The 23,510-nt window shown below is 60.2% G+C and carries 21 protein-coding genes and 1 pseudogene; 14 read left to right on the top strand and 8 right to left on the bottom strand.

Going from position 1 to position 23,510, the window contains the following annotated elements:
- The first annotated feature begins 10 nt into the window (after positions 1-10).
- The 5 genes from ahcY (at position 11) to SB772_RS23830 (ending at position 5,944) form a co-directional block, all read left to right on the top strand.
- On the top strand, positions 11-1,432 hold the full coding sequence (ahcY, locus tag SB772_RS23850) for an adenosylhomocysteinase (RefSeq protein ID WP_410835667.1): 1,422 nt from the start codon (positions 11-13) through the stop codon (positions 1,430-1,432).
- Between the two features lie 120 nt (positions 1,433-1,552).
- Positions 1,553-1,906, top strand: a complete 354-nt coding sequence (locus SB772_RS23845) for a phage holin family protein (protein ID WP_410835666.1) — start codon at positions 1,553-1,555, stop codon at positions 1,904-1,906.
- Between the two features lie 11 nt (positions 1,907-1,917).
- Positions 1,918-2,748: a methylenetetrahydrofolate reductase [NAD(P)H] gene (gene metF, locus SB772_RS23840; RefSeq protein WP_410835665.1), complete on the top strand. Its 831-nt coding sequence runs from the start codon at positions 1,918-1,920 to the stop codon at positions 2,746-2,748.
- 438 nt (positions 2,749-3,186) lie between these two features.
- On the top strand, positions 3,187-5,547 hold the full coding sequence (locus SB772_RS23835; protein WP_410835664.1) for a DUF6531 domain-containing protein: 2,361 nt from the start codon (positions 3,187-3,189) through the stop codon (positions 5,545-5,547).
- Between the two features lie 46 nt (positions 5,548-5,593).
- Positions 5,594-5,944, top strand: coding sequence for a DUF3658 domain-containing protein (locus tag SB772_RS23830; RefSeq protein WP_410835663.1), 351 nt, complete (start codon positions 5,594-5,596; stop codon positions 5,942-5,944).
- Positions 5,945-6,351: 407 nt separating this feature from the next.
- On the opposite strand, the gene SB772_RS23825 is transcribed toward SB772_RS23830, so the two are convergent.
- Positions 6,352-6,984, bottom strand: a complete 633-nt coding sequence (locus SB772_RS23825; RefSeq protein ID WP_410835662.1) for a class I SAM-dependent methyltransferase — start codon at positions 6,982-6,984, stop codon at positions 6,352-6,354.
- Positions 6,985-7,249: 265 nt separating this feature from the next.
- Between SB772_RS23825 and SB772_RS23820 the strand changes: the two are divergent.
- The 8 genes and pseudogenes from SB772_RS23820 to SB772_RS23785 all read left to right on the top strand — a co-directional run.
- Positions 7,250-7,432: pseudogene (locus tag SB772_RS23820) on the top strand (methylenetetrahydrofolate reductase); the annotation flags it as partial.
- Between the two features lie 150 nt (positions 7,433-7,582).
- A complete protein-coding gene (locus tag SB772_RS23815) occupies positions 7,583-9,226 on the top strand; it encodes an ABC transporter substrate-binding protein (protein ID WP_410835661.1) in 1,644 nt (547 codons plus the stop codon).
- A 195-nt stretch (positions 9,227-9,421) separates the two neighbouring features.
- On the top strand, positions 9,422-11,050 hold the full coding sequence (locus tag SB772_RS23810) for an ABC transporter substrate-binding protein (protein ID WP_410835660.1): 1,629 nt from the start codon (positions 9,422-9,424) through the stop codon (positions 11,048-11,050).
- 132 nt (positions 11,051-11,182) lie between these two features.
- Positions 11,183-12,193: an ABC transporter permease subunit gene (locus SB772_RS23805; RefSeq protein ID WP_410835659.1), complete on the top strand. Its 1,011-nt coding sequence runs from the start codon at positions 11,183-11,185 to the stop codon at positions 12,191-12,193.
- An 8-nt stretch (positions 12,194-12,201) separates the two neighbouring features.
- The gene (locus SB772_RS23800; protein WP_410835658.1) at positions 12,202-13,119 is read left to right on the top strand and encodes an ABC transporter permease subunit; all 918 of its coding nucleotides are present in this window, start codon (positions 12,202-12,204) and stop codon (positions 13,117-13,119) included.
- 1 nt (position 13,120) lies between these two features.
- Positions 13,121-14,125, top strand: a complete 1,005-nt coding sequence (locus SB772_RS23795) for an ABC transporter ATP-binding protein (RefSeq protein ID WP_410835657.1) — start codon at positions 13,121-13,123, stop codon at positions 14,123-14,125.
- Positions 14,122-15,141: a peptide ABC transporter ATP-binding protein gene (locus SB772_RS23790; protein ID WP_410835656.1), complete on the top strand. Its 1,020-nt coding sequence runs from the start codon at positions 14,122-14,124 to the stop codon at positions 15,139-15,141. The genes SB772_RS23795 and SB772_RS23790 overlap by 4 nt, the downstream gene beginning before the upstream one ends.
- Positions 15,134-16,282, top strand: coding sequence for a TraB/GumN family protein (locus SB772_RS23785; RefSeq protein WP_410835655.1), 1,149 nt, complete (start codon positions 15,134-15,136; stop codon positions 16,280-16,282). The genes SB772_RS23790 and SB772_RS23785 overlap by 8 nt, the downstream gene beginning before the upstream one ends.
- A gap of 48 nt (positions 16,283-16,330) precedes the next feature.
- Here the strand turns inward: SB772_RS23785 and SB772_RS23780 are convergent, their stop codons facing one another.
- A complete protein-coding gene (locus SB772_RS23780; protein WP_410835654.1) occupies positions 16,331-18,136 on the bottom strand; it encodes a tetratricopeptide repeat protein in 1,806 nt (601 codons plus the stop codon).
- Between SB772_RS23780 and SB772_RS23775 the strand changes: the two genes are divergently transcribed.
- Positions 18,128-18,574, top strand: coding sequence for a hypothetical protein (locus SB772_RS23775; RefSeq protein WP_410835653.1), 447 nt, complete (start codon positions 18,128-18,130; stop codon positions 18,572-18,574). The genes SB772_RS23780 and SB772_RS23775 overlap by 9 nt on opposite strands.
- 22 nt (positions 18,575-18,596) lie before the next feature.
- On the opposite strand, the gene SB772_RS23770 is transcribed toward SB772_RS23775, so the two are convergent.
- The 6 genes from SB772_RS23770 to pxpA form a co-directional block, all read right to left on the bottom strand.
- On the bottom strand, positions 18,597-19,289 hold the full coding sequence (locus SB772_RS23770; RefSeq protein ID WP_410835652.1) for a hypothetical protein: 693 nt from the start codon (positions 19,287-19,289) through the stop codon (positions 18,597-18,599).
- A gap of 2 nt (positions 19,290-19,291) precedes the next feature.
- Entirely contained in the window at positions 19,292-20,047 is a 756-nt protein-coding gene (locus SB772_RS23765) for a glycine zipper family protein (RefSeq protein WP_410835651.1), read from the bottom strand.
- On the bottom strand, positions 20,044-20,595 hold the full coding sequence (locus SB772_RS23760) for a PAAR domain-containing protein (protein ID WP_410835650.1): 552 nt from the start codon (positions 20,593-20,595) through the stop codon (positions 20,044-20,046). The genes SB772_RS23765 and SB772_RS23760 overlap by 4 nt, the downstream gene beginning before the upstream one ends.
- A 176-nt stretch (positions 20,596-20,771) precedes the next feature.
- Entirely contained in the window at positions 20,772-21,728 is a 957-nt protein-coding gene (locus tag SB772_RS23755; protein ID WP_410835649.1) for a DUF979 domain-containing protein, read from the bottom strand.
- Positions 21,725-22,474, bottom strand: coding sequence for a DUF969 domain-containing protein (locus tag SB772_RS23750; protein WP_410835648.1), 750 nt, complete (start codon positions 22,472-22,474; stop codon positions 21,725-21,727). Before SB772_RS23750 ends, SB772_RS23755 begins: the two co-directional genes overlap by 4 nt.
- A 274-nt stretch (positions 22,475-22,748) precedes the next feature.
- Positions 22,749-23,501, bottom strand: a complete 753-nt coding sequence (gene pxpA / locus SB772_RS23745; protein ID WP_410835647.1) for a 5-oxoprolinase subunit PxpA — start codon at positions 23,499-23,501, stop codon at positions 22,749-22,751.
- Positions 23,502-23,510 lie beyond the last annotated feature (9 nt).

Raw genomic sequence — 23,510 nt, 5'->3', positions numbered from 1 at the left:
GGAGGGCGTGATGAACGCCGCAGTTATCGATTCTCAAGCTTCCAAAGATTTCATCGTTGCCGACATGTCGCTTGCCGACTGGGGCCGCAAGGAACTCAACATCGCCGAGACGGAAATGCCCGGCCTCGTGCAAACGCGCGAAGAATACAAGGCGCAGCAGCCGCTGAAGGGCGCGCGCATTGCAGGTTCGCTGCACATGACGATCCAGACCGGCGTGCTGATCGAGACGCTGACCGCGCTCGGCGCCGACGTCCGCTGGGCCTCGTGCAACATCTTCTCGACGCAGGACCATGCAGCCGCGGCGATCGCCAGGGCCGGCACGCCCGTGTTCGCATTCAAGGGCGAATCGCTCGACGAATACTGGGAATTCTCGCATCGCATTTTCGAATGGCCGAACGGCGAATTCGCCAACATGATCCTCGACGACGGCGGCGACGCCACGTTGCTGCTGATCCTCGGCTCGAAGGCCGAGAAAGACCGCTCGGTGATCTCGAAGCCGACCAATGAAGAAGAAGTCGCACTGTACAAGTCGATCGCGTCGCACCTCGACGCGGACCCGGTCTGGTACTCGACGCGCCTCGCGCACATCAAGGGCGTGACCGAAGAAACCACGACCGGCGTGCACCGTCTGTATCAGATGGAAAAGGAAGGCCGTCTGCCGTTCCCGGCGATCAACGTCAACGATTCGGTCACCAAGTCGAAGTTCGACAACCTGTATGGCTGCCGCGAGTCGCTGGTCGACGGCATCAAGCGCGCGACCGACGTGATGATCGCCGGCAAGATCGCGGTGGTCGCAGGTTACGGCGACGTGGGCAAGGGCTGCGCGCAATCGCTGCGCGGTCTGGGTGCGACGGTGTGGGTCACGGAAATCGATCCGATCTGCGCACTGCAAGCGGCAATGGAAGGCTACCGCGTCGTGACGATGGAATACGCGGCCGACAAGGCCGACATCTTCGTGACGGCGACCGGCAACTACCACGTGATCGGCCACGATCACATGAAGGCGATGCGCCACAACGCGATTGTCTGCAACATCGGTCACTTCGATTCGGAAATCGACGTCGCGTCGACCCGTCAGTACCAGTGGGACAACATCAAGCCGCAAGTCGACCACATCATTTTCCCGGACGGCAAGCGCGTGATCCTGCTGGCCGAAGGGCGTCTCGTGAACCTGGGTTGCGCGACGGGCCACCCGTCGTTCGTGATGTCGAACTCGTTCACCAACCAGACGCTCGCGCAGATCGAACTGTTCACGCAAGGCGACAACTACGAGAACAAGGTGTACGTGCTGCCGAAGCATCTCGACGAGAAGGTCGCGCGCCTGCACCTGGCGCGCATCGGCGCGAATCTGACGGTGTTGTCCGACGCGCAGGCCGGCTACATCGGCGTCGACAAGAACGGTCCGTTCAAGCCGAACCACTATCGCTATTAAGCACGCTTAAGCACGCGGGCGGTCTGACAGCATGAGCCGGGGCGGCGCACAAGGCGCCGCCTGGTTCACCATGGCCGCCTCTTTTCGTTCTACGGACATCCTGCTTACAAGGAGCTCTACATGACCGTGCTGCTGACCTGGCTGATCAACGCGCTTGCGCTTCTGATCATCACCTACCTCGTACCGTCGATTCATATCCGCAGTTTCGGCACCGCATTGATCGTCGCGGTGGTGCTCGGGTTGATCAATACGATCTTGCGACCGGTGCTGATCCTGTTGACGCTGCCTGTGACGATCGTCACGCTCGGACTCTTCATTCTGGTGGTCAATGCGCTGTGCTTCTGGCTGTGCGCGTCGCTGCTGAAGGGCTTCGAGGTGTCGGGTTTCTGGTCGGCGTTCTTCGGCTCGATTCTGTACAGCGTCGTTTCGTGGCTGTTGTCCGCGCTTATTTTCGGCAACCGCAGTATCGGTTGATCTACTGAACCATGAACCCGATCGAACTTTCATTCGAATTCTTCCCGCCGAAGACGCAGGAAGGTGTCGACAAGCTGCGCGCCACGCGTGCGCAGCTCGCGGCGCTCAAACCCAAGTTCGTATCCGTCACGTTCGGTGCGGGCGGCTCGACGCAACAGGGCACGCTCGATACCGTCGTCGAGATGGCGAAGGAAGGGCTCGAGGCAGCGCCGCACCTGTCGTGCATCGGCTCGTCGAAAGAGAGCCTGCGCGCGATTCTCAACGAGTACCGCGCGCACGGCATCCGCCATATCGTCGCGCTGCGCGGCGATCTGCCGTCCGGCATGGGCGAAGTCGGCGAACTGCGCTACGCGTCGGAGCTGGTGAGCTTCATCCGCGCCGAGTTCGGCGACTGGTTCTGGATCGAGGTGGCCGGCTATCCGGAGTACCACCCGCAGTCGCGCTCGCCGCGTCAGGATCTGGAAAACTTCGCCCGCAAGGTGAAGGCCGGCGCCAATTCGGCGATCACGCAGTATTTCTTCAACGCGGACGCATATTTCCGTTTCGTCGAGGACGCAAAGAAGCTCGGCGTCGACGTGCCGATCGTGCCGGGCATCATGCCGATCACGAACTTCTCGCAGCTGATGCGTTTCTCGGAGATGTGCGGAGCGGAAGTGCCGCGCTGGGTCGCGCGCCGTTTGGAGAGCTTCGGCGACGACCGCGAGTCGATTCGTGCGTTCGGGCTGGATGTGGTGAGCGATCTGTGCGGGCGTCTGATCGAAGCGAAAGTGCCGGGACTGCATTTCTATACGCTGAACGGCGCGGCGGCGACCAAGGCGATCTGCGAGCGGCTGGGCGTTTAACGCTTTCAATGTGTTGTATGGAAACCGCGCGGCTTAAACAGCCGCGCGTTTTTTTGCTTGGACTGTACCGTACGGGCAATTGGGAGATGGGGAGGAAGGCGATTCGGTCGGTGATCCGTTCTTCCCTGGTTAGTTCGAGTGAATCGTTGATCGTGTCGTGGTCGATGATGACACCTCCCACGAGGTCGGCTATCCGTTGTAAATGGCCGATCGTATGATTCACCTCACTCCATTAAGTACCCGTGTTCGGGCGTAAGCAGTGTAGTACGCGCCCCGTCAGATTTCCGCCTTCTCAGACAAAGACTACGGCGCTTTACTTGCCGAAATTTCCGGCTTTTCCGCGCGTCTGAATTTTCCACTTTCGTGACCCGTGTTGTCTCCCTACAGTTTCATCGGTCATTACATATGGCTAACGATGAACTAAGTAGAAGGAGAAACATGAAAGCTTCGAGACGTTCCAATGGGCTAACGGGGATGCTGGCCCGTCTTCTTTCCGCGTTCACGCTGCTGTTGGTTGCATTTGGCGTCAACGCCGACATTGATTGCCCTTCACTCTACATGGCGGCAGGCGCGATTCCAGGCGACCGGTGGTGTCAGTTGAATGCGTCGGCGGCGAGTGTCGGCATGGGTTCAAATGTTTGTACTGCGAGCACAGACCTTATCGAGGCTTACTGTTCCTCACCGCCGGATGGGAATCCGGAAGACAGCTGTCCGATTGCAGATCCCGTATACCCGGCGACCGGTTCGACCGTAGTGAAGGAACAGGATTTCATTAGCGGCGGTGACGTACCGTTTGCCTTCGTCCGCACGTACCGTGCGCAATCGCTTGCCCGTAATGATGCTGGTTTCGGGAATCTATGGGGGCATAATTGGCAGCGCAAATTAGGCCTTGCCGCCGCAAACACCAGCACGCCGCAGGTCATCGCTTATAGAGAGGGCGGTGACCGTGTCACTTTTGCCAATTCGGGTGGAGCGTGGCGCAGCACACGCGGAACTGGTCTGGCCTTAGGTCAAAGCGGATCTGGATGGACGGTCACCGATCTAACCAGCGACGATGTCGAATCGTATTCGCCGCAAGGCGTTCTGCTGTCGGTGCGGACTCACAATGGGCGCACCATCACGCTAACCGATAGCGATGCGAACACCCCGAATAGTGTCGCGCCCGCTGCAGGCATGTTGATAGCGGTTACGCAGCATGCCGAAGGTTACAACGCATACAGCGATTTGGTTATCCGCCTCGCCTACGATTCGAAGAGGCGCATAACGCAGATGACCGACCCGACTGACGCAGTTACGCAGTACGTCTACGATTCACGTAGCAACCTCGTGTCTGTTATATGGCCGGACGGCAATGTCAGGCGTTATGTCTACGACAATCCCAAGTTCGCCGCAGCACTGACAGGCGTAATCGATGAGATGGGGTCGCGCATTGCGACATGGTCATATGACGCGAAGGGGCGTGTTACTGCTGTCGACCACCCCGACACGACGCGCAACGTGCAGCTTTCATATGGCGCGGGAACGACGACGGCCACCGATAGCACGGGTTGGACTACGTTGACCTTTTCGTCTATTGATGACGTGCTGCGACTGACTGGAAGCCGTTCAGCGGCAGATGCTACAGTGATCACGCGGGACGCGTCAGCTAACGTAATAGCGAACACGGGCAATAACGCTACCGCTGAATACACTTACGACGATATGGGGCGACCTATAGCGGCCATTACCCGGAATTCGTCGGGCAAGTCGATGACTTCGATACGTTACGCGGACGGAACGACTTTGCACCCGTCGCTGGTGGCGGCGCCCGGCAAGATGCAAGCCTTCGTCTATGACGCGCAAGGCAACCCTGTCGGCGTGAGCGAGTTCACTACGGGCGATCCTACTGGCGAGAACGGTTTCGATGCTTCCACGGCAGAAGGATCTAAAACCACATGGGGCGCGACCTACGACAGTAACAATAACCTTAGCTATCTGGAGGTCCATCAGAACGGTGTATTGACGGCAGCGTGGTCAATCACTCGCGGAATCACCGGCGATTTCCGGTCAGTTACAAACAGGGTGACTGGCGTAAGCTCTTCGGTTTCAAGCCGTGACAAAGCTAATCGGATTATTCGCATTTGGGCCGACGAAGACAGCGTCAATCCGATTTACGATGCGCGTGGTCGTCTGGCGCAATTCCTTGTCTACGAAAGCTCCAGCGCAAGAAATGGGGGCGTCAAGCGCACGTTGAAAGTGACCTACGACTACGCGCCGAACGGCAGGCTGTTGTCGCGGAGCGGAACCGTGGCCACTAATGGCGGAGCGGATACGCCGATCAGTGACGACGATCTAGGCCGCTGGTTGAACAACTACGAATCCGGACGGGTTCCTATTGGACCGCCCGCCAATCTGCTCGGATTGATTAAATCGCAGGGCACGAACTCACAGGCTGACATTGGTCCGGTCTGCGTAGAGTGTTTCGTGTATGCGCAGGCATCGCTCGGATGGACCCCGTACTCCCGTCAGGTCTACTATGCGGCGCGCAGCGGTCAGCTTGAGGGTGGCGCTGTCGATGCCATAGACCAAAAGGGGCTTGCTGTTCTGAATGGATGGGAACAAATTGGCGTTAGGGTTATGGGCGCCACAGTTGGCGAGCAGACTTGTGGCGATGGATGCGCTGGGGAACGGGCATCATGTCGTCAATTGTGTTCGGATTCCCGATACGATCCCGACCGAATTAATGTCTATTACTGGAGGTTTATGAAGTGTATGAAGGGCTGTCTTCCTGCTCGCTGTGCGGGAAACCCAGTGGGCTGATGTCGAGTCCCATTCCTGACAATTTGCAATCTAAGAGGCCAGACAAATGAACGATTCAAACATCGGCGGCAATTATGATTTCGATGACGACGATGATCGCGACGATCCCGCGTTGACTGCCGATGAGTTAGCGTTGGTCAATAGTCTGACCGACGAAGAACTGCGAAACATTGACGCTGTTATCGTCCAAAACGTCAAGCGAGACTACAGGAAGGTGGCGATGGTCGTCGGGCTCGCGATAATGGGCAACAAAAAGCACATCAAGGGCGTTAAAGACATTTTCTACGCTGAACGTGTGAGGCTTATGGTCGAGCAAGGCACGCTCGAGTCGGTCGGCAATTTGCGACGCATGCGATACAGTGAGGTGCGACTACCACAGTCTACCGACGATTCATGATGATAAAAGGCGCGGTGATTTGTGTAATTCGCGCCTTTTTTGGCAGGTGGCACTTACAGCGGATGAGTGGAAAAGCGTGTGGCCAGGTTGCTGGCCACACGCTTTGTCTCAGGTCGCTAACGATTTCGGCTTCAGGTTCTGGAACTGTGTCAATGACTGCGCTGAGAGCCGGAAACGCCCGAGAATATAGTGAGTGGCAGACGAGACGTCTCGAATACTGGTTCCGGATTTATGATACCGTAACGACAGGTGCGAAGAACGTTTTTTGAGGCTAGGAGTTATCAAAAGCGATTGTGGATAAGAAAGTTGCCTTGGAAGTCAGCACGCGTATGCTGCAGATAAGCGGTCTGATCAATGAAGCAATCATTTGGTTTGGTGCAGGAGCGGTGCGGTCCAGGCTAATACAGCTAATCCGACAGCTTTTGAGCGTACAGCTGATAAAGTGGCGCTGAAAGAATCCGAAGCTTTCGGAAATTCAGATTGACGAATGCGTCGATCGCCGGCTTGGGGCATCGAAGCAGATCTTTGCCCGACGGAAGGTCTTCAGACCAAATGTAGTCGTCGAAAGCTATGACCCCTCCTATCTTGAGCAGCTTGAACCCGAGAATGGCATCGCACAGGACATCGGGCGCCTGATGCGACCCATCGACATAGACAAAGTCGAAGTAACCCTTCTTCCCCTCGGCGATCAGGCGCGACAGGCACTCATCCGAATATCCCTTATGCACCACGAGTTCGACGCGATCGGAAGAGTGGCGGGTAGCCAGCCGGACGTTGTGATAAAACCGTGATTCGACAGAACTCATGTCGGCCTCGGCAGTTCCGCCCGCCTGATGCTCTATCCCGCCTTCCCAAGTGTCGACGCAATGTATCTCGATGGCCTGCTCTTTCGCGAGCGTTTCAATCAGATAGCATGCGCTTGCACCTTCATAAGAGCCTATTTCAAGGATTTTTTCCGGTTTAATTTGTGGAATAAGCTGATCCCATACTCCTTTCGCCGCAGCGCCAAACCAGTTGTTCGTGAATTTAAATAGGCTCATGGCAATAATCCGGGTTTATCCTGAGCGAGCCATTATGCCGCGTCGGCGCCGCCTGTAGCACTGCTGCTTCGCTACACTGCGAAAGAACTGTTGCAGAACGTTAATTCGGCAACGATGGTTAGCACGAGTTGAAACGGAGTATTGTGCTGACGATGATCAAAGCGCAGTTGACTCCGCTTCTGTGCGGAGGACGCCATGACAGTCTCAGCCATGCAGTTTGTGGTTCGCCCAGTTTTGCCGTGGCCGTTGCCGCAGCCTCTGTCACGCCAATTCGGCGATCACGCAGTATTTCTTCAACTCGGACGCGTATTTTCGTTTCGTCGAGGACGCAAGGAAGCTCGGCGTCGACGTGCCGATCGTGCCGGGCATCATGCCGATCACGAACTTCTCGCCGCGGATACGTTTCTCGGAGATGTGCGGAGCAGGCATGGCGCGTCCGACCGCGCGGTTTTTTTCGCCCTGCGAAAACCGTTGCTGCATTGCAACGGTACGTGCCCGTGAGCTATCTTGCTTGCGGCGTGTAAGCCCGCATTGAACCCGATTTTTGTGCTGTCTATGATCGAAGTGCAGCTGACGTGGCTGCTGTGCGGAGAACGTTATGACAGTATCCAAGTTGCTGTTTGCGGTTCGCCATGCCTGTCTTCCCGCTTTGAGCGCCTGCGCGGTTCTGGCTGCCTGCTTTTCACCCGCTGCGGTTCAGGCGGCCACACTGCCCGACAAAACCCTCGTGTTCTGCTCCGAGGGCAGCCCGGCGGGCTTCGACACCGCGCAATACACGACCAGCGTCGAATTCAGCGCCGGCTCGTACACGGTCTATAACCGGCTCGTGGAATTTGCGCACGGCAGTACCGATATCGAACCAGGCCTCGCCGAGAAATGGGACGTGTCGCAGGACGGCTTGCAATACACCTTTTATCTGCGCCACGGCGTGAAGTTCCAGACCACCTCGTTCTTCAAGCCGACGCGCGAATTCAATGCCGACGACGTCGTCTTCACCTATCAGCGGATGCTCGATCCGGAGCAGCCGTTCCGCAAGGCCTACCCGGTGCCGTTTCCGTATTTCTCCGATCTCGGCCTCGCGAAGAATATTTCGAAGATCGAGAAGCTCGATCCTTATACGGTGCGTTTCACGCTGAAGGAGGTCGACGCGCCATTTCTGCAGCAGATCGCGATGCCGTTCGCGTCGATTCTGTCGGCGGAATATGCGGATCAGTTGCTGAAAGCCGGCAAGGCCTCCGACATTAATCAATATCCCGTCGGCACCGGCCCGTTCATTTTCCGCAGCTATACAAAAGACGACACGATTCGCTTCGACGGCAATCCGGATTACTGGAAACCGGGCGTCGCCAAAGTCAGCAAACTGATATTCGCGATTACCGTGGATCCGGCGGTACGACTGCAAAAGCTCAAACGTGGCGAATGCCAGGTCATGGCTTATCCGCGTCCCGCCGATATTCCGGCGGTCAAAGCCGACGCGTCGTTGGCGATGCCGAGTCAGGTAGGTTTCAATCTCGGCTATATTGCCTACAACACCACGAAAAAGCCGCTCGACAATGTGATGGTACGTCGCGCACTCGATATGTCGATCAATAAGAAAGCGATTATCGACTCGGTATATCAGGGCGCCGGTCAGGCGGCAACCAATCCCATGCCGCCGACGCAATGGGGTTACGACAAGAATCTGAAGGACGCTCCATATGATGTCGACAAAGCGAAAGCGCTGCTCAAGCAGGCAGGTTATCCGGACGGTTTCGATCTCACCTTATGGGCGATGCCGGTTCAGCGCCCCTATAACCCGAACGCACGTTTGATGGCTGAAATGCTGCAATCCGACTGGGCGAAGATCGGCGTCAAGGTGAAAATCGTCACTTACGAATGGGGTGAATATATTCGCCGTGCCCATTCGGGCGAGCATGAGGCAATGTTGATCGGCTGGACCGGCGATTACGGCGACCCGGATAACTGGTTAGGCGTATTGCTCGGCTGCGACGCGGTGAACGGCAGCAACTTTTCCAAATGGTGCTACAAGCCTTACGACGATTTGATCAAGAAAGGCCGCAGCACCACGGACCTCCCGGAGCGCACCAAGGCGTATACCGAGGCCCAGGAACTCTTCAAACAACAGGTTCCGTTCACGCCGATCGCCCATTCCACGGTCTATCAGCCGATCAGCAAAGACGTCACGGGTTTCAAAATCGACCCGTTCGGCCCGACGCAATTCCTGAGCGTCGGACTGAAATAACGGCAAACGGGCCGTTTTTTTCGAGCCCGCCTTCTAAAGCCGCACGCTCCAACCAGCGCCAGCGTGCGGCTTTCCCTATGCCTGAAAGGTTTCCGATCGTCAACAAAAAGTATTTTCCTCCGCTTGTTGGGGTGAGCCAAGCTCAAGTAAGATCGCGCTACACCGGCGGGAGCCGGCCCCGAACCTGGAGGAAACATGAAGCAAAACAATCTGTTGCGCGCCGCGCGTGTTACGACGCTCGTCGCTGCTGCAGCGGCATCGATGGTGGGCGCAAGTGTCGCGCGCGCCGAGATTCCGAATAAAACCCTGGTCTACTGCTCAGAAGGCAGTCCCGCGGGTTTCGATCCTGCCCAATACACCACGGGCACTGATTTCACTGCTAATACGTTCACCGTCTACAACCGCCTCGTGGAATTCGAGCGTGGCGGCACCAAAGTCGAGCCGGGCCTCGCCGAAAAGTGGGACGCGTCCCCGGACGGCAAGACTTATACGTTCCATCTGCGTCATGGCGTGAAGTTCCAGACCACGTCGTTCTTCAAGCCGACGCGTGAATTCAATGCCGACGACGTCGTGTTCACGTTCCAGCGCATGCTCGACACGAACCAGCCGTTCCGCAAGGCCTACCCGGTGCAGTTTCCGTACTTCACCGACATGGGCCTCGACAAGCTGATCACCAGCGTCGAAAAGGTCGATCCGTACACCGTCAAGTTCACGCTGAAGGAAGTCAACGCGCCGTTCATCCAGAACATGGCGATGGAATACGCGTCGATCCTGTCGGGCGAATACGGCGATCAACTGCTGAAGGCCGGCAAGGCAGCCGACATCAACCAGAATCCGGTCGGCACGGGCCCGTTCATTTTCCGCAGCTATACGAAGGACGCGACGATCCGCTTCGACGGCAATCCGGATTACTGGAAGCCGAACACCGTGAAGATCTCGAAGCTGATCTTCTCGATCACGCCGGATGCCGGCGTACGCGTGCAGAAGATCAAGCGCGACGAATGCCAGGTGATGAGCTATCCGCGTCCGGCCGACATCGCGCCGCTGAAGGCTGAAGCGAACATTACGATGCCGTCGCAGCCGGGCTTCAACCTCGGCTACCTCGCGTACAACGTGTCGCACAAGCCGGTCGACAAGCTCGAAGTGCGCCAGGCGCTCGACATGGCGATCAACAAGAAGGCGATCATCGAGTCGGTGTACCAGGGCGCAGGCCAGGCCGCGACGAATCCGATGCCGCCGACGCAATGGTCGTACGACAAGAACCTGAAGAGCGCATCCTTCGACACGGACAAGGCCAAAGCGCTGCTGGCGAAGGCCGGTTACCCGAACGGCTTCGACATCACGCTGTGGGCGATGCCGGTGCAACGAGCGTACAACCCGAACGCCCGTCTGATGGCGGAAATGATCCAGGCCGACTGGGCCAAGATCGGCGTGAAGGCGAAGATCGTCACGTATGAATGGGGCGAGTACATCAAGCGCGCGCACGCAGGCGAAGACGACACGATGCTGATCGGCTGGACCGGCGACAACGGCGATCCGGACAACTGGCTCGGCACGCTGCTCGGCTGCGAAGCGGTGAATGGCAACAACTTCTCGAAGTGGTGCTACAAACCGTTCGACGATCTGATCCAGAAGGGTCGCGTCACGTCCGATCAGGGCGCGCGCACGACGGCTTACATGCAAGCTCAGCAGATCTTCGCGCAACAGCTGCCGTTCTCGGCGATCGCTCACTCGACGGTGTACCAGCCTGTCAGCAAGAAGGTGGTCGACATGCGTATCGAGCCGCTCGGCTACGCGCGTTTCGACGGTGTTAGCGTCAAGTAAAGGTAATACAGTCAAGCTTACGCAGTAGCTTTTCGCACGGTTAGAAAACTGGTCGAAATGGTCCGGCGACCGGGGTCATGAGCCCTCGTCGCCGGTTGCGTTTTTTCTTCATCAAGACCATAGGGACAAACCATGTTCCGCTTCGTTTTGCGCCGCGTCGGCATGGTGATACCGACATTCATCGGCATCACCATCCTCGCGTTTGCGCTGATTCACCTGATACCGGGCGACCCCATCGAAGTGATGATGGGCGAGCGCGGCGTCGATCCGGCAATGCATGCCGCCGCGATGCACCGGCTGGGGCTCGACGAGCCGCTGCCGATGCAATACATCCACTACGTCGGCCGCGCCCTTCACGGCAACCTCGGCACCTCGATCATCACCAACACCAGCGTGATGGGCGAATTCCTCGCACGCTTTCCCGCCACCGTCGAACTGTCGATGTGCGCGATGCTGTTCGCGCTGATCGTCGGCTTGCCGGCGGGCGTGTTCGCGGCGCTCAGGCGCGGCACGGTGGTCGACCACGGCGTGATGGGCACGGCCCTGACCGGCTACTCGATGCCGATCTTCTGGTGGGGTTTGATCCTCATCATGATGTTTTCGGTGAAGCTCGGCTGGACCCCGGTGTCCGGCCGCATCGCGGTCGAATATGACATTCCGCACGTGACCGGCTTCATGCTGATCGACGCGATGATGTCTACCGACGAAGGCGCGTTCAAATCCGCGCTAAGCCATCTGATCCTGCCCGCGATCGTGCTAGGCACGATTCCGCTGGCGGTCGTCGCGCGGATGACGCGTTCGTCGATGCTCGAAGTGCTGCGCGAAGACTACATTCGCACCGCGCGCGCGAAGGGCTTGTCGCCCGGGCGCGTGATCGTCGTGCATGCGTTGCGTAACGCGCTGATTCCGGTGGTGACCGTGATCGGCTTGCAGGTCGGCACGCTGCTGGCAGGTGCCGTGCTCACGGAGACACTGTTCTCGTGGCCGGGTATCGGCAAATGGCTGATCGATGCGATCGGCCGGCGCGACTATCCGGTCGTGCAGGGCGGTATCCTGATGATCGCCACGCTGGTGATCGTCGTGAACCTCGTCGTCGATCTGTTGTACGGCGTGCTGAATCCGCGCATTCGCCATACGAGGTAATTACGACCATGGCAGACATTCAAAATACAGTCCCCCAGGCCGTCACTCCTCCGAGTGGCCGCGCCATCGCCGCCCGCGAATTCTGGGCGAATTTCTCGCGCAACCGTGGCGCTGTCAGCGCCGGCATCGTCGTGCTGGTGCTGATCTTCGTCGCGATCTTCGCGCCGCTGATCGCGCCGCACAGTCCGATCGAACAGTACCGCGACTTCGTGAAGATTCCGCCAGCGTGGCTCGACGGCGGCAACTGGAAGTTCATTCTCGGCACCGACGAAGCGGGCCGCGACATCCTCTCGCGCCTGATGTACGGCGCGCGGCTGTCGTTCTGGATCGGTTTCGTCTCGGTGGTGCTCGCGCTGATTCCGGGCGTCGTGCTCGGTCTGATCGCGGCGTTCTTCGAGAAGTGGGCCGATACGCCGATCATGCGCATCATGGACGTGCTGCTTGCGTTGCCGTCGCTGCTGCTGGCAGTCGCGGTGGTCGCGATCATCGGTCCGGGTCTCGTCAATACGATGCTGGCGATCGCGATCGTCGCGTTGCCGGGCTATGTGCGTCTCACGCGTGCTTCGGCGCTGGGCGAGTTGCAGAAAGAGTATGTGACGGCCTCGCGCGTCGCGGGCGCCGGCACGCTGCGCCTGATGTTCTCGCAAGTGCTGCCGAACTGCACCGCGCCGCTGATCGTGCAGGCCACGCTCGGCTTTTCGTCGGCGATTCTCGATGCGGCCGCGCTCGGCTTCCTCGGGCTCGGCGTGCAGCCGCCATCGGCGGAGTGGGGTGCGATGCTGGCCTCGGCGCGCGACTACATCGACAGCGCCTGGTGGATCGTCACGATGCCGGGTCTGTCCATCCTGATCTCGGTGCTCGCGATCAATCTGCTCGGCGACGGGCTGCGCGACGCACTCGATCCCAAACTGAAACGGATGGCATGACATGAGCAACTTATTGACCATCCGCAATCTGGCGGTGAATTTCAGCGGACTGCCCGCAGTCGACCGGATCAACCTCGATGTCGCGCCGGGCGAAGTAGTCGGCGTGGTCGGCGAATCGGGCTCGGGCAAGAGCGTGACGATGATGGCGCTGATGGGCCTGATCGACGCACCCGGCAAGGTCACTGCGGATGAAATCACTTTCAACGGCAAGAACCTGCTGAAGGCATCGGCGAAGGAACGCCGCAAGATCATCGGCAAAGAGATCGCGATGGTGTTCCAGGACGCGCTCACCAGTCTGAATCCGAGCTACACGGTCGGCTATCAGATCAAGGAAGTGCTGAAGCTGCACGAAGGACTGCGCGGCGGCGAGCTGGACAGGCGCGCGCTCGAATTGCTCGACCAGGTCGGCATTCCAGACCCGAAAGGCCGCATAGGCTCGTTCCCGCATCAGATGTCGGGCGGGATGAACCAGCGCGTGATGATCGCCATGGCGATTGCCTGCAATCCGAAGCTGCTGATCGCCGACGAGCCGACCACCGCGCTCGACGTGACGATCCAGGCGCAGATCATGGAGCTGCTGATCAAGCTGCAGAAGGAGCGCGGCATGGCGCTCGTGCTGATCTCGCACGATCTTGCCGTGGTGTCGGAAGTCGCGCAGCGCGTCGCGGTCATGTACGCTGGCGAAGTGATCGAAACCAACCGCGTGCCCGATATCTTCGCCGCGCCGCACCATCCGTACACGGAAGCGTTGCTGGCGGCGATTCCCGAGCACAATGTGGGCGCAGTGCGGCTTGCTGCGTTGCCCGGCATGGTGCCCGGGCGTGACGACCGGCCGAAAGGCTGCCTGTTCGCCCCGCGCTGCAAGTATGTGGTCGACGACTGCATGAAGGCGCGGCCGGCACTGGCGCCGATGCAAGGTCACGCTGAAGTAGCGCGCGTGCGCTGCATCAAACCCCTGAACCTGAGCGGCGACGCCAACGTTCACACCCATGGAGGCGCACGATGAACGCAGTACTCGAAACGCGGCGCCAGTCGGACCATGCGGGCGATCACGTGCTGGTCGCCGACAAGCTGGCGCGTTACTACACGGTGAAGCGCGGCATGTTCGCTCAGGGAACGGTGAAGGCGCTCAACGGCGTGTCGTTCGCGCTCGAACGCGGCAAGACGCTGGCGGTGGTCGGTGAATCCGGCTGCGGCAAATCGACGCTCGCACGTCAGCTGACGATGATCGAAACGCCCACCGCGGGCCGCTTGCTGATCGACGGCGAAGATGTGGCCGGCGCCGATCACGCGAAGATCGCGGCGCTGCGCCGGCGCGTTCAGATGGTGTTCCAGAACCCGTTCGCATCGCTCAATCCGCGCAAGACCGTCGAGCAGACGCTCGGCGAACCGCTGGCGATCAACACGCAGTTGAGCCCGATTGAACGCGCCGAACGGATCGCGCAGATGATGCGCACTGTCGGCCTGCGTCCGGAACATGCGAAGCGCTATCCGCATATGTTCTCCGGCGGCCAGCGGCAGCGGGTGGCGATTGCGCGCGCGATGATTCTCGATCCGCAGATCGTCGTCGCCGATGAACCGGTGTCCGCGCTCGACGTGTCGATCCAGGCGCAGATTCTGAATCTGTTCATGGACCTGCAGGAGCAGTTCAAGACCAGCTACGTGTTCATCTCGCACAACCTGTCGGTGGTCGAGCATATCGCCGACGACGTGATGGTGATGTACTTCGGCGGCGTGGCGGAGCTCGGCGACAAGAAGCGGATTTTCTCGAAGCCGCGGCATCCATACACGCGTGCGCTGATGTCGGCAACGCCGTCGATCTTCGAAGCGGATCGCAGCATCAAGATCAAGCTGCAAGGCGAGATGCCGTCGCCGCTGAATCCGCCGCCGGGTTGCACCTTCCATCAGCGTTGTCCGTATGCGATCGACCGGTGCCGCAGCGAAGAACCGAAGCTGCGCGAAGTGGATGGCCGTCAGGTGTCGTGTCACCGCGCCGAGGAGGTGGGGGACGTGGATGCCTGATGGGGTGGCGGCGCGTCGTATTACGCGCCGCTCGCGTGACGGCGGCTACGCCGCTTTCGCGCGGCGCTGGAGGGCGCGTGCACTGACGGGTGCCGCGCTCTTCGGCGTTTGTTCTGTTTTTAATCTGGCCGGTGGGCCGATCGTCGCGGCGCACGCCGCGGGGGCCGCCGCTAACTCGCCCGCTCAGGCGGCGCGCCCGGCATTGCCGGTGCCCAATCTGCCGGCGCCGCCGCGCGCGACCTTGCCCGGCTTCAAACCGCCGCCCGCCGCGCCAGGTACCACGGCCAGCGGCCCGGTACGCACGCAGCCGGCACGCATGCCGTTCTATGTCGCCACGCGCGGCACCACCACGATCTATGTGCTCGGCACGTTGCACGTAGGCGACCCCGCCGACTATCCTCCCGGGCAACCCTTCCGCCCGCCGATCCTCGGCGCACTCGCCGCCTCAGGAACGCTCGCGCTCGAACTGTCGCCCGACGAACTGCTGGTCTCGCAAGACGACGTGTCGAAATACGGCGTATGCCGGCGTGACTGCCTGCCCGGCTTATTGCCCGATCCGCTGTGGCGCAAGCTTGCCTTTCGTTTGCGCGGCAATCCTGCCGCGCGGGATGAAATCAAGAAGATGCGGCCGTGGCTCGCATCCTTGCTGATCGAAACCTACGATTCGTTGAGTGCCGGCTTGCAGACCGAGTACGGCACGGAAGCGCAATTGCAGAACGTCTATATCAGGACGCGCGGCAAGATCGTGGGACTGGAGACCTTGTCACAGCAGATGCGCGCGTTCACCGGGCTGTCGCTTGCGCAGCAGCGCGAAATGCTCGCGCAGGACCTGGTGCAGACGCCCGCGGAAAACATCGACGACGTGCGGACTTTGCATCGGCTGTGGAGAGTGGGCGATGCCGACGCGATCGCGGCATGGCAGACGGCGAAGTCGGAAAAGCTGGCGCGCGACAAGCGGATCTCCGCTTCGATCGACAACAAGATCGTGTACGAGCGCAACCGGCGCTTCGTCTCGCGGATGCTGCTGATTGCCGCGCCGAACAAGCCGGTGTTCGTGGCGATTGGCGCATTGCATCTGGGTGGGCGTAAAGGCGTGCTGCAGCTTTTGCGGCAGCACGGGTTTGTGGTTCAGGCGGGGTGAAAGCGGCGACGCAGGACGCGTGCGTTGACGAATCGATCTTCGCGGATCTTATACGCCGCCGTCGTGAAGTGCCTCGGACACGCGTTCGACCACCGGCGCCCAGCCCCCCAACACCGTTTGCCGGAATAGCTTCATGGTCGGATACCACGGCGAGTCGCTGCGGTGTTCGAGCCAGCGCCAGTCGGCGTTGGCGGGCAGCAGCACCCACACCGGCTTGCCAAGCGCGCCTGCCAGGTGCGCTGTAGCCGTATCCACGGCAAGCACCAGATCGAGATTCATGATGAGCGCGGCGGTGTCGTCGAAGCTATTCAGATCGGCGGTGAAATCATGTGCACGGAAAGCTTGCGGCCCGTCGGCCAGCTGTGCGTGCGCGGGGCCTTTCTGCAGCGAATACCAGGCTACGTCCTTTACCTCGCTGAGCGCGGACAGGTCCGCCAGAGCCGCCGAACGATAGCGGTCGTTGCCAAACGTCGGACTGCCGGCCCACACCAGACCCACTTTGCGTTTCGATTTGCCGCCAGCGTCCACCCGTTTGCGCCATGCCTTGATCTTCGCTTTGTCGGCGAACAGATACGGCCCTTCAGCCGGAATCGTCGTCAGGTTCGTGCCGACGCAGGATGGCACGCTCGTCATCGGCACCCAGAAATCGTACTCGCCGGCAGGCTTGCCGCTGAACGCCCGGCGCACGCCCGGTACGCGTTCAGCCAGTGGCAACAGCGGCTCCCGCACGCAGGTGTCGACGGTCGCGCCGAGTTGCTCGAGCACGCGCGCAAAGCGCAGGAACTGGAACTGGTCGCCGAAACCCTGTTCGCCGACCAGCAACACGCGGCGTGAGTCGAGCGGCTCGCCGCGCCATTCGGCAACGCCCGGAAGGGCGATCGCCTCATAGTCGCTCGTGCGCCAACGCTTCGCATGCTCCGCCCAGCCTTGCTTGTAATCGCCGCGCTTGAGCAGGTGCCACGCGAGATTCTGGTGCGCGTCCGCGTACCCGGGATCGAGCGCCAATGCGTGACGGTAGAAGCCTTCCTCTTCGTCGAGGCGGCCTTGCGCGCCGAGCGATCCGCCGAGGCAAACCAGATGGGTCGGGTTCGGCTTGAGGGCGACGGCCTGCCGATAGTGGGTTTCGGCGCCGGCGTAGTCGCCGAGCTTGCCGATCAGGCTGCCGAGGTTGACATGCGCTTCGGCGTAATTGGGGCGCAACAACAGCGCTTGCTGAAAGCTGGCGATGGCGGCGTCGTGGTTGCGCTGCGCGTTGTGCGCATTGCCTGCGTTGAAGTGTGCTTCCGCCGATTGCGGATCGAGTGCCAGCACCTCTTGATAGCGCGCCAGTGCTTCGTCGTAGCGGTCGAGCTTGCTTAACGCGGTGCCGAGGTTCAGAAGCGCGTCGATGAACAACGGATTCACCGCCAGCGCCAGACGATATTGCCCGATCGCTTCGTCGAACGAGCCTTGCGTTTGCAGCGCGACACCGAAGTTGTTGCGCGCGTCGGCGAAATCCGGCTGCAATTGCAACGCCTGGTCGTAGCAGATCATGGCTTCGTGAGGATGGCCGAGGGCGGCGGCCACGAGGCCGCGGTTGCTCCAGCAGGCGGCATCGGTGCGATCGAGTTTGAGTGCTTCGCTCATCAGCTCGGCGGCGAAGCGATGGTTGCCGCGCTGATGTTGCAGCACGCCGAAGTAGTGCAGCGCTTTCGGATGCGCGGGATCGAGCGCGAGGGCCTCGCAGTAGAAGGGCTCGGCGACATCGAGCCGGCCAGCCTGGTGTGCTTCGAGTGCGGTGTCGACCAGCGAGGCGAGGTAGGTGGAGGGCGGCGCATCGGCGCGCGCGGTGTCGAGATGGGAGGGTTGTTCCATGAGAACCTGCTGGAGAGCGCCGGCGGTGCGCGTTGCGCGCGCCGGCGCGTGTGGATGGGAGACGATCCACCAGCTTATGTTCAGATACTCAACCTGACGATCGGACGCTTCCGAATTCGGTGGCGTTCATTTGCTCTTCCCGCCTCTTACTCGGATTTCAATTCATGTGCTATTGAGAGTCCGGCCGTATTCCGGTGCGTCGTCTACCCGGCACCGCTTGATATGCATGGCGACCGCGCGAAAAGCGGGGCTGTACTGCAAGGCTCCTTTTTGTACGTCGTCATGACCGAACCGCTTCCTTATCCCTTCTCAGACGCGATCGAGGCAATCCTCGTCGACAAGACCGGCAAGCGCGCGCTGCTCCTCGACGTGCTCGCGTCGACTGTTCACCCGGACATGGTGTGCATGTCTGTTTGCCTTACGCGCGAGCCACAATGATAAAGGAGCGATATATTGCGTTTTATTCTTCGCGCCGATATTCCTGCTTCAGTTGCTCTCGATATCTCGGATCACGGGTTCTGATAGCTTCGACCCAATCGTCCCAATCACCTATGCTTTCCGGCTTCTTTTTCGTGAGGAAGTCTGACTGTTCAGTCATGCTCAGGCTTTCCCAATATGGGTCCCAAACCTGTTCGTACCAGTATTGGGCATCGCCTTGCAGATCGAAAACCAACGGGCCGCTCTCGGGGCAAGCGACCCATGGGGCAGGCGGATTGAAGCGAGCCGCCGCCAACGTATTCAGTAGTTCCACGTCATTGGTAAGGAGACGTACCATGTCGCCCGAGAACTCTGGCTTCGTCGACACCAGCACGTGGCGGAGATAGGTGTCATGTAGTTTGGAGATAAAGTGGCCGGGACCGGCAGACTGCCGGCCGGCCTGTATCAGCTCCATGTAGGCACGAAGCTGATGAGGCTCAATGGCTTGGGTCTGCACAAATGCCCTGATACCAACGTCCCCGAGCCAGACAGCACCCGGATAGCCTGGCAAGCTCGCCTCTTTCATGCGGTCCGGAGTGCCCTCAAATACTTCCTTGAGGTGCGTCAGATCGACGCCAAACGCACTCTCCAAAGCGGCAACACGCGCCTTGTCAAAGCTGGCTTGAGCCTCTTTTTCCTGCTTTTCCTGACGATGGCTGCGAAGAAATGAAAACATGATTATCTGTTCGGGATCTCGTTAGCGACAACCCTACCACCGAAATAGCCGACCGCGCCGCCCATAATGCCGCCAATCGCCCCTGTGATGACGGATCCGGGTCCTGTCTCGATGCCAACCAGGGCACCGGCTGAGGCACCGATTCTTGCTCCCATGATTGCGCCACCCCAGCCACCTGTTTGACGGACTACTTCCTTTTCTATCGGGCGAATGCTCTTTGCCTTGAATGATCTGGTCCCTGAAAAGTGGACGCCATAAGGTTGATAATCAGCCTTGTGGAGGATGCGATTCTTCAGGTGCGGATTCTCCTGTGCATACTGCTGGAGGGACTGCTTGATTTCCTGTGTGGTAACGAGTTTGGCACCTGCACGTTTGGCTTGGGCGATATCCACATAGATAACCTTGCCCTGCATGCGGCCGGCGCCCTCGGGGAATTCGGAACTGGTGGAGGCATACCGTGTGATTTTCTCGTATCCCATCACATGCTCTGCAACGCTGGCCGTCGAGTTTGGACCCTTGCCCCAAAGCCCATACTTTTCCGGGAATACTTCTCGCTCCAGTTGCAGCGGATCGAGCTGGAGTTTCTGAAGATACGGATCCTCAATGGAGGTGTAGCAGCGACGGACCAGATAGCCGTCACGCCCCGGCTCTTCCACCACCACAAAAAAGAAGATTCGGGCAGGCATGAGATGCCCGAGAACATCGTATCGTGAGTCTGGCTTGTTGTTTGTCGGGGTCTGATAGACATAGGTGCTCATTTGGTCCACCGTTCCAATGCCTTCATGCCAACGGCAATATTCAGTTGTTGTGCGTCCTTGGTATAGACACGCGGACAGTAGCCGGACAGATCCGTGAGGCCCTTGAATGTGGCGCCGCTTGCTGTCTTGATATGGTAGGGAACTCCACAGAGCGGCCGGCCTTCTTCGTCAAGAATCCGTACCCGCTCATCAAAGGCCCCTTTATAGTCGTCCACGAGCGGATTGCCAGTCGGACCAAATCCCTTCTCTTTGAGTTCGTGAGATTCAAATGAATGAAAGGCGGTGTCTTGACTCGCAACCATGACGGGAGTCGGATGGCATTTGCAAAGACATAGATCGCCTTCCAGCGCAGCTTCCTTGCCCATCATCGTATCGATCCACCGCGGGCCTTGGGCGACGATACGACCAGTTGAGCCACACGCAGAGCAGGAGACCAGAGCACCAACAAAGGTCAAGGGCGTTCCGTGATGGGTGCACGTTTCGATACCTTCAGTGACGACTCCACCCGTCGAGGATTTGTCGCCCTTCTTTAGCTTGTTGCGTCGCATGCTTCATCGCGCCCCACTGTTCATGAAGCTAGATAAGTAGCACGATCAAAGCGGGATCGACAATCAGATTGATCCGGTTTTTTGTCAAAGAGTGTCTCCATGCGTCTCCACGTCACCGACGCAACGCAGAAATCCTGCGTTACGCCGGTGTCCGCCACGCAGCAACGGCAACACACCTACATGAACATCAGGAAATTCAACAGGAAGATGTTCACGATCAGCAAGGTCAGCGCGGTCGGCACCTGCACCTTGATCACCGCATTCTTATCCGGCAACTCCAGCAGCGCAGCCGGCACCATGTTGAAGTTCGCGGCCATCGGCGTCATCAGCGTGCCGCAGTAGCCCGAGAACATGCCGATCGCGACCATCACCGCCGGATTGCCGTGAAACACGCCGACCAGAATCGGCACGCCGACGCCGCCGGTCATCACCGGAAACGCGGCGAAGCCGTTGCCCATCACCATCGTGAACAGCGCCATGCCGATGCAGTACACGGCCACTGCGACAAACCGGTAGTCGAGGCTGATGTAGGCCGTGGTCACGTGAGCGACGGCCTTGCCGACGCCGGCATCCGAGAACACGAGGCCGAGCATGCCGAGCATCTGCGGCAGCACCGCGGCCCACGACAACGCATCGACCAGCCGACGCGCTTCCTTCATCGATTGACCGACGGTGTCGCGCGTCAGCACGCAGGCAATCGCGAGCGCGATCACGCAGCCGATCCCGAAGCCGATCAGCGTGACGTTGGCCTTTTCGATCAGCGGCATGCCACCGAAGATCAGATGGCTGGCCGACAACGTGATGATCACGGTGATAACCGGAATCGTCAGCGCGGGCACGAACAGCTTGTTGCCCAGGCGCGCGGCGCTGGCCTTGCGCGCTTCGAGCGACAGCAGTTTCGGCCTCGCCGCGGTCACGCCGCCGAAGCCGGCGATCAGCGCCATCACGATCACCAGTACACCGACCACGGCGGGCGGCAGCTTGTCGCCGATCAGGAAGATCAGCGCGTAGAGAATCCAGAAGCCGCCGGCGGTGAAGCGGCGCGGGTGCGCCTTGTCCGTGACGATCATGCCGCCGACAACGAGCAACACCACGCCCAGCAGCCAGAAGAGATAGGTAATCGTGAGCGTCATGCTTGGTCTCCTGCGGCGGGTTGCGCCGGCGTAACGGCAGCGGCGCTGGCGGCTGCATTGCCGCGTAACTCGCGTTCGAGTTTGCGGTCGAGCAGATACAGGCGGAAGCCGTGAATGATGAACGCGCAGATCGCGGTCGGAATGCCCCAGACAGCCACGTGAATCGGTTCGACGACGATGCCCGCTTCTTTCAGGAAGGTCGTCATCAGCACGATTGCGCCGAAGGCGACGAAAATGTCCTCGCCGAAGAACAGGCCGACGTTGTCGGTCGCCGCGGAGAATGCGCGCAGCTTGAAACGCACCGCATCGCTGATTTTGCCGAAGCGGGTTTCGGTCGCGCCTTCGGCCATCGGCGCGATCAGCGGACGCACCATCTGCGGATGGCCGCCGAGACCGGTCAGGCCGACGGCGGCGGTCAGTTCGCGCACCAGCAGATAGACGATCAGCAAACGCCCCGCGGTGGCGGCCTTGATGCCGCCGATCCACGCTTGCGCGCGTTCGCGCAGGCCATGCCGTTCGAGCAGACCGATCACGGCGAGCGGCAGCAGGATGATCAGTGGGATATTGCGCGTCTTGATAAAGCCGGTGCCGATTTCAGCGAGGATCTTTTCAGGCGGAAAGTGCGCGGCCAGACCCGTGACGATCGCGGCGGCCGCCACGATCAGCATCGGATTGAACCGTAATAAGAAACCGGCGATGATGACGGCCACGCCAATGAGCGGCCATAGACTGACAGTTGTCTGCATCTGGATCTCCAAACAGGGTTTCAACCTCGCCGCTCGTGGCGGCTAACGTGGGCCGGCGCCGGGTGTGATCCATGCGCCGTCATGCTGCCGCGGCTCTTGATGGCCGCGTTGCTTCGACTACACCTGCACCTGCACCTGCGCTTACACCTGCTGCTTTACCGCGGGTACTACGACGTGAGTCCTGCGCCTGGCAAACGCCCCGCGTGGAGCGGGGCGTTCGGGGCTGCGCAAGGGGGCTATTCGCGCTGCCTGTCTGGTTCGCGTTGGCCGACGCTCAGACGCGGGCGGCGCCGGCCGCGTGAACTTCAATGCCGGCGTCTTCCAGCGCGCGGCGGATGCGCCGCGCAAACGCCAGCGCGTGCGGACCGTCGCCGTGCAGGCAGATGGTTTGCGCGTTGAGCGGCACCCAGTGTCCGTCGACGGCCTGCACGCGGCGCTCGCGCACCATCGCGAGCGTGCGGTTCAGCACCAGTTCTTCGTCGTCGAGCAGCGCGCCTGGCTCCTTGCGCGGCACCAGCGAGCCGTCGGCGCGATAGCCGCGGTCGGCGAATACTTCTTCGATTGCGGTCAACCCCGCGTTGCGCGCGGCCGTCACGAGGCCACTGTTGGCGAGCGCGAACACCGCCACCGACGGGTCGAAATCGTGGACCGCGGATACGATCGCGTCGGCGATCTTCGCGTCGCGCGCGGCCTGGTTGTAGAGCGCGCCATGCGGTTTGACGTGCGCGATGCGCCCGCCTTCGGCCTGCGCGATCGCCGACAGCGCGCCGAGCTGATACAGCACGCCTGCGTAAATGTCGCTGGCCGGCAAGTCCATTTCCTTGCGGCCGAAATTCTCCGGATCGTTAAAGCTTGGATGCGCGCCGATCGACACGCCTTTTTCCACCGCCCAGCGCACGCAGTCGCGCATGGCGTTGGCGCCGCCCGCGTGCCAGCCGCACGCGATGTTTGCCGAACTGACGAGGTCGAGCAGCGCCTCGTCGGAGCCGCAGCCTTCGCCGAGATCGGCGTTCAAATCGATTTCCATGGTGTTCCT

The sequence above is a fragment of the Paraburkholderia sp. SIMBA_030 genome (assembly GCF_046535245.1).
Taxonomy (GTDB): domain Bacteria; phylum Pseudomonadota; class Gammaproteobacteria; order Burkholderiales; family Burkholderiaceae; genus Paraburkholderia.
This window is presented reverse-complemented; position numbering and strand designations above follow the sequence as displayed.

Excerpts from the sequence above, each read along its gene's own strand:
- ahcY (WP_410835667.1), top strand. The coding sequence starts at position 11 with ATGAACGCCGCAGTTATCGATTCTCAAGCTTCCAAAGATTTCATCGTT.
- SB772_RS23845 (WP_410835666.1), top strand. The coding sequence starts at position 1,553 with ATGACCGTGCTGCTGACCTGGCTGATCAACGCGCTTGCGCTTCTGATC.
- metF (WP_410835665.1), top strand. The coding sequence starts at position 1,918 with ATGAACCCGATCGAACTTTCATTCGAATTCTTCCCGCCGAAGACGCAG.
- SB772_RS23835 (WP_410835664.1), top strand. The coding sequence starts at position 3,187 with ATGAAAGCTTCGAGACGTTCCAATGGGCTAACGGGGATGCTGGCCCGT.
- SB772_RS23830 (WP_410835663.1), top strand. The coding sequence starts at position 5,594 with ATGAACGATTCAAACATCGGCGGCAATTATGATTTCGATGACGACGAT.
- SB772_RS23825 (WP_410835662.1), bottom strand. The coding sequence starts at position 6,984 with ATGAGCCTATTTAAATTCACGAACAACTGGTTTGGCGCTGCGGCGAAA.
- SB772_RS23815 (WP_410835661.1), top strand. The coding sequence starts at position 7,583 with ATGACAGTATCCAAGTTGCTGTTTGCGGTTCGCCATGCCTGTCTTCCC.
- SB772_RS23810 (WP_410835660.1), top strand. The coding sequence starts at position 9,422 with ATGAAGCAAAACAATCTGTTGCGCGCCGCGCGTGTTACGACGCTCGTC.
- SB772_RS23805 (WP_410835659.1), top strand. The coding sequence starts at position 11,183 with ATGTTCCGCTTCGTTTTGCGCCGCGTCGGCATGGTGATACCGACATTC.
- SB772_RS23800 (WP_410835658.1), top strand. The coding sequence starts at position 12,202 with ATGGCAGACATTCAAAATACAGTCCCCCAGGCCGTCACTCCTCCGAGT.
- SB772_RS23795 (WP_410835657.1), top strand. The coding sequence starts at position 13,121 with ATGAGCAACTTATTGACCATCCGCAATCTGGCGGTGAATTTCAGCGGA.
- SB772_RS23790 (WP_410835656.1), top strand. The coding sequence starts at position 14,122 with ATGAACGCAGTACTCGAAACGCGGCGCCAGTCGGACCATGCGGGCGAT.
- SB772_RS23785 (WP_410835655.1), top strand. The coding sequence starts at position 15,134 with ATGCCTGATGGGGTGGCGGCGCGTCGTATTACGCGCCGCTCGCGTGAC.
- SB772_RS23780 (WP_410835654.1), bottom strand. The coding sequence starts at position 18,136 with ATGGAACAACCCTCCCATCTCGACACCGCGCGCGCCGATGCGCCGCCC.
- SB772_RS23770 (WP_410835652.1), bottom strand. The coding sequence starts at position 19,289 with ATGTTTTCATTTCTTCGCAGCCATCGTCAGGAAAAGCAGGAAAAAGAG.
- SB772_RS23765 (WP_410835651.1), bottom strand. The coding sequence starts at position 20,047 with ATGAGCACCTATGTCTATCAGACCCCGACAAACAACAAGCCAGACTCA.
- SB772_RS23760 (WP_410835650.1), bottom strand. The coding sequence starts at position 20,595 with ATGCGACGCAACAAGCTAAAGAAGGGCGACAAATCCTCGACGGGTGGA.
- SB772_RS23755 (WP_410835649.1), bottom strand. The coding sequence starts at position 21,728 with ATGACGCTCACGATTACCTATCTCTTCTGGCTGCTGGGCGTGGTGTTG.
- SB772_RS23750 (WP_410835648.1), bottom strand. The coding sequence starts at position 22,474 with ATGCAGACAACTGTCAGTCTATGGCCGCTCATTGGCGTGGCCGTCATC.
- pxpA (WP_410835647.1), bottom strand. The coding sequence starts at position 23,501 with ATGGAAATCGATTTGAACGCCGATCTCGGCGAAGGCTGCGGCTCCGAC.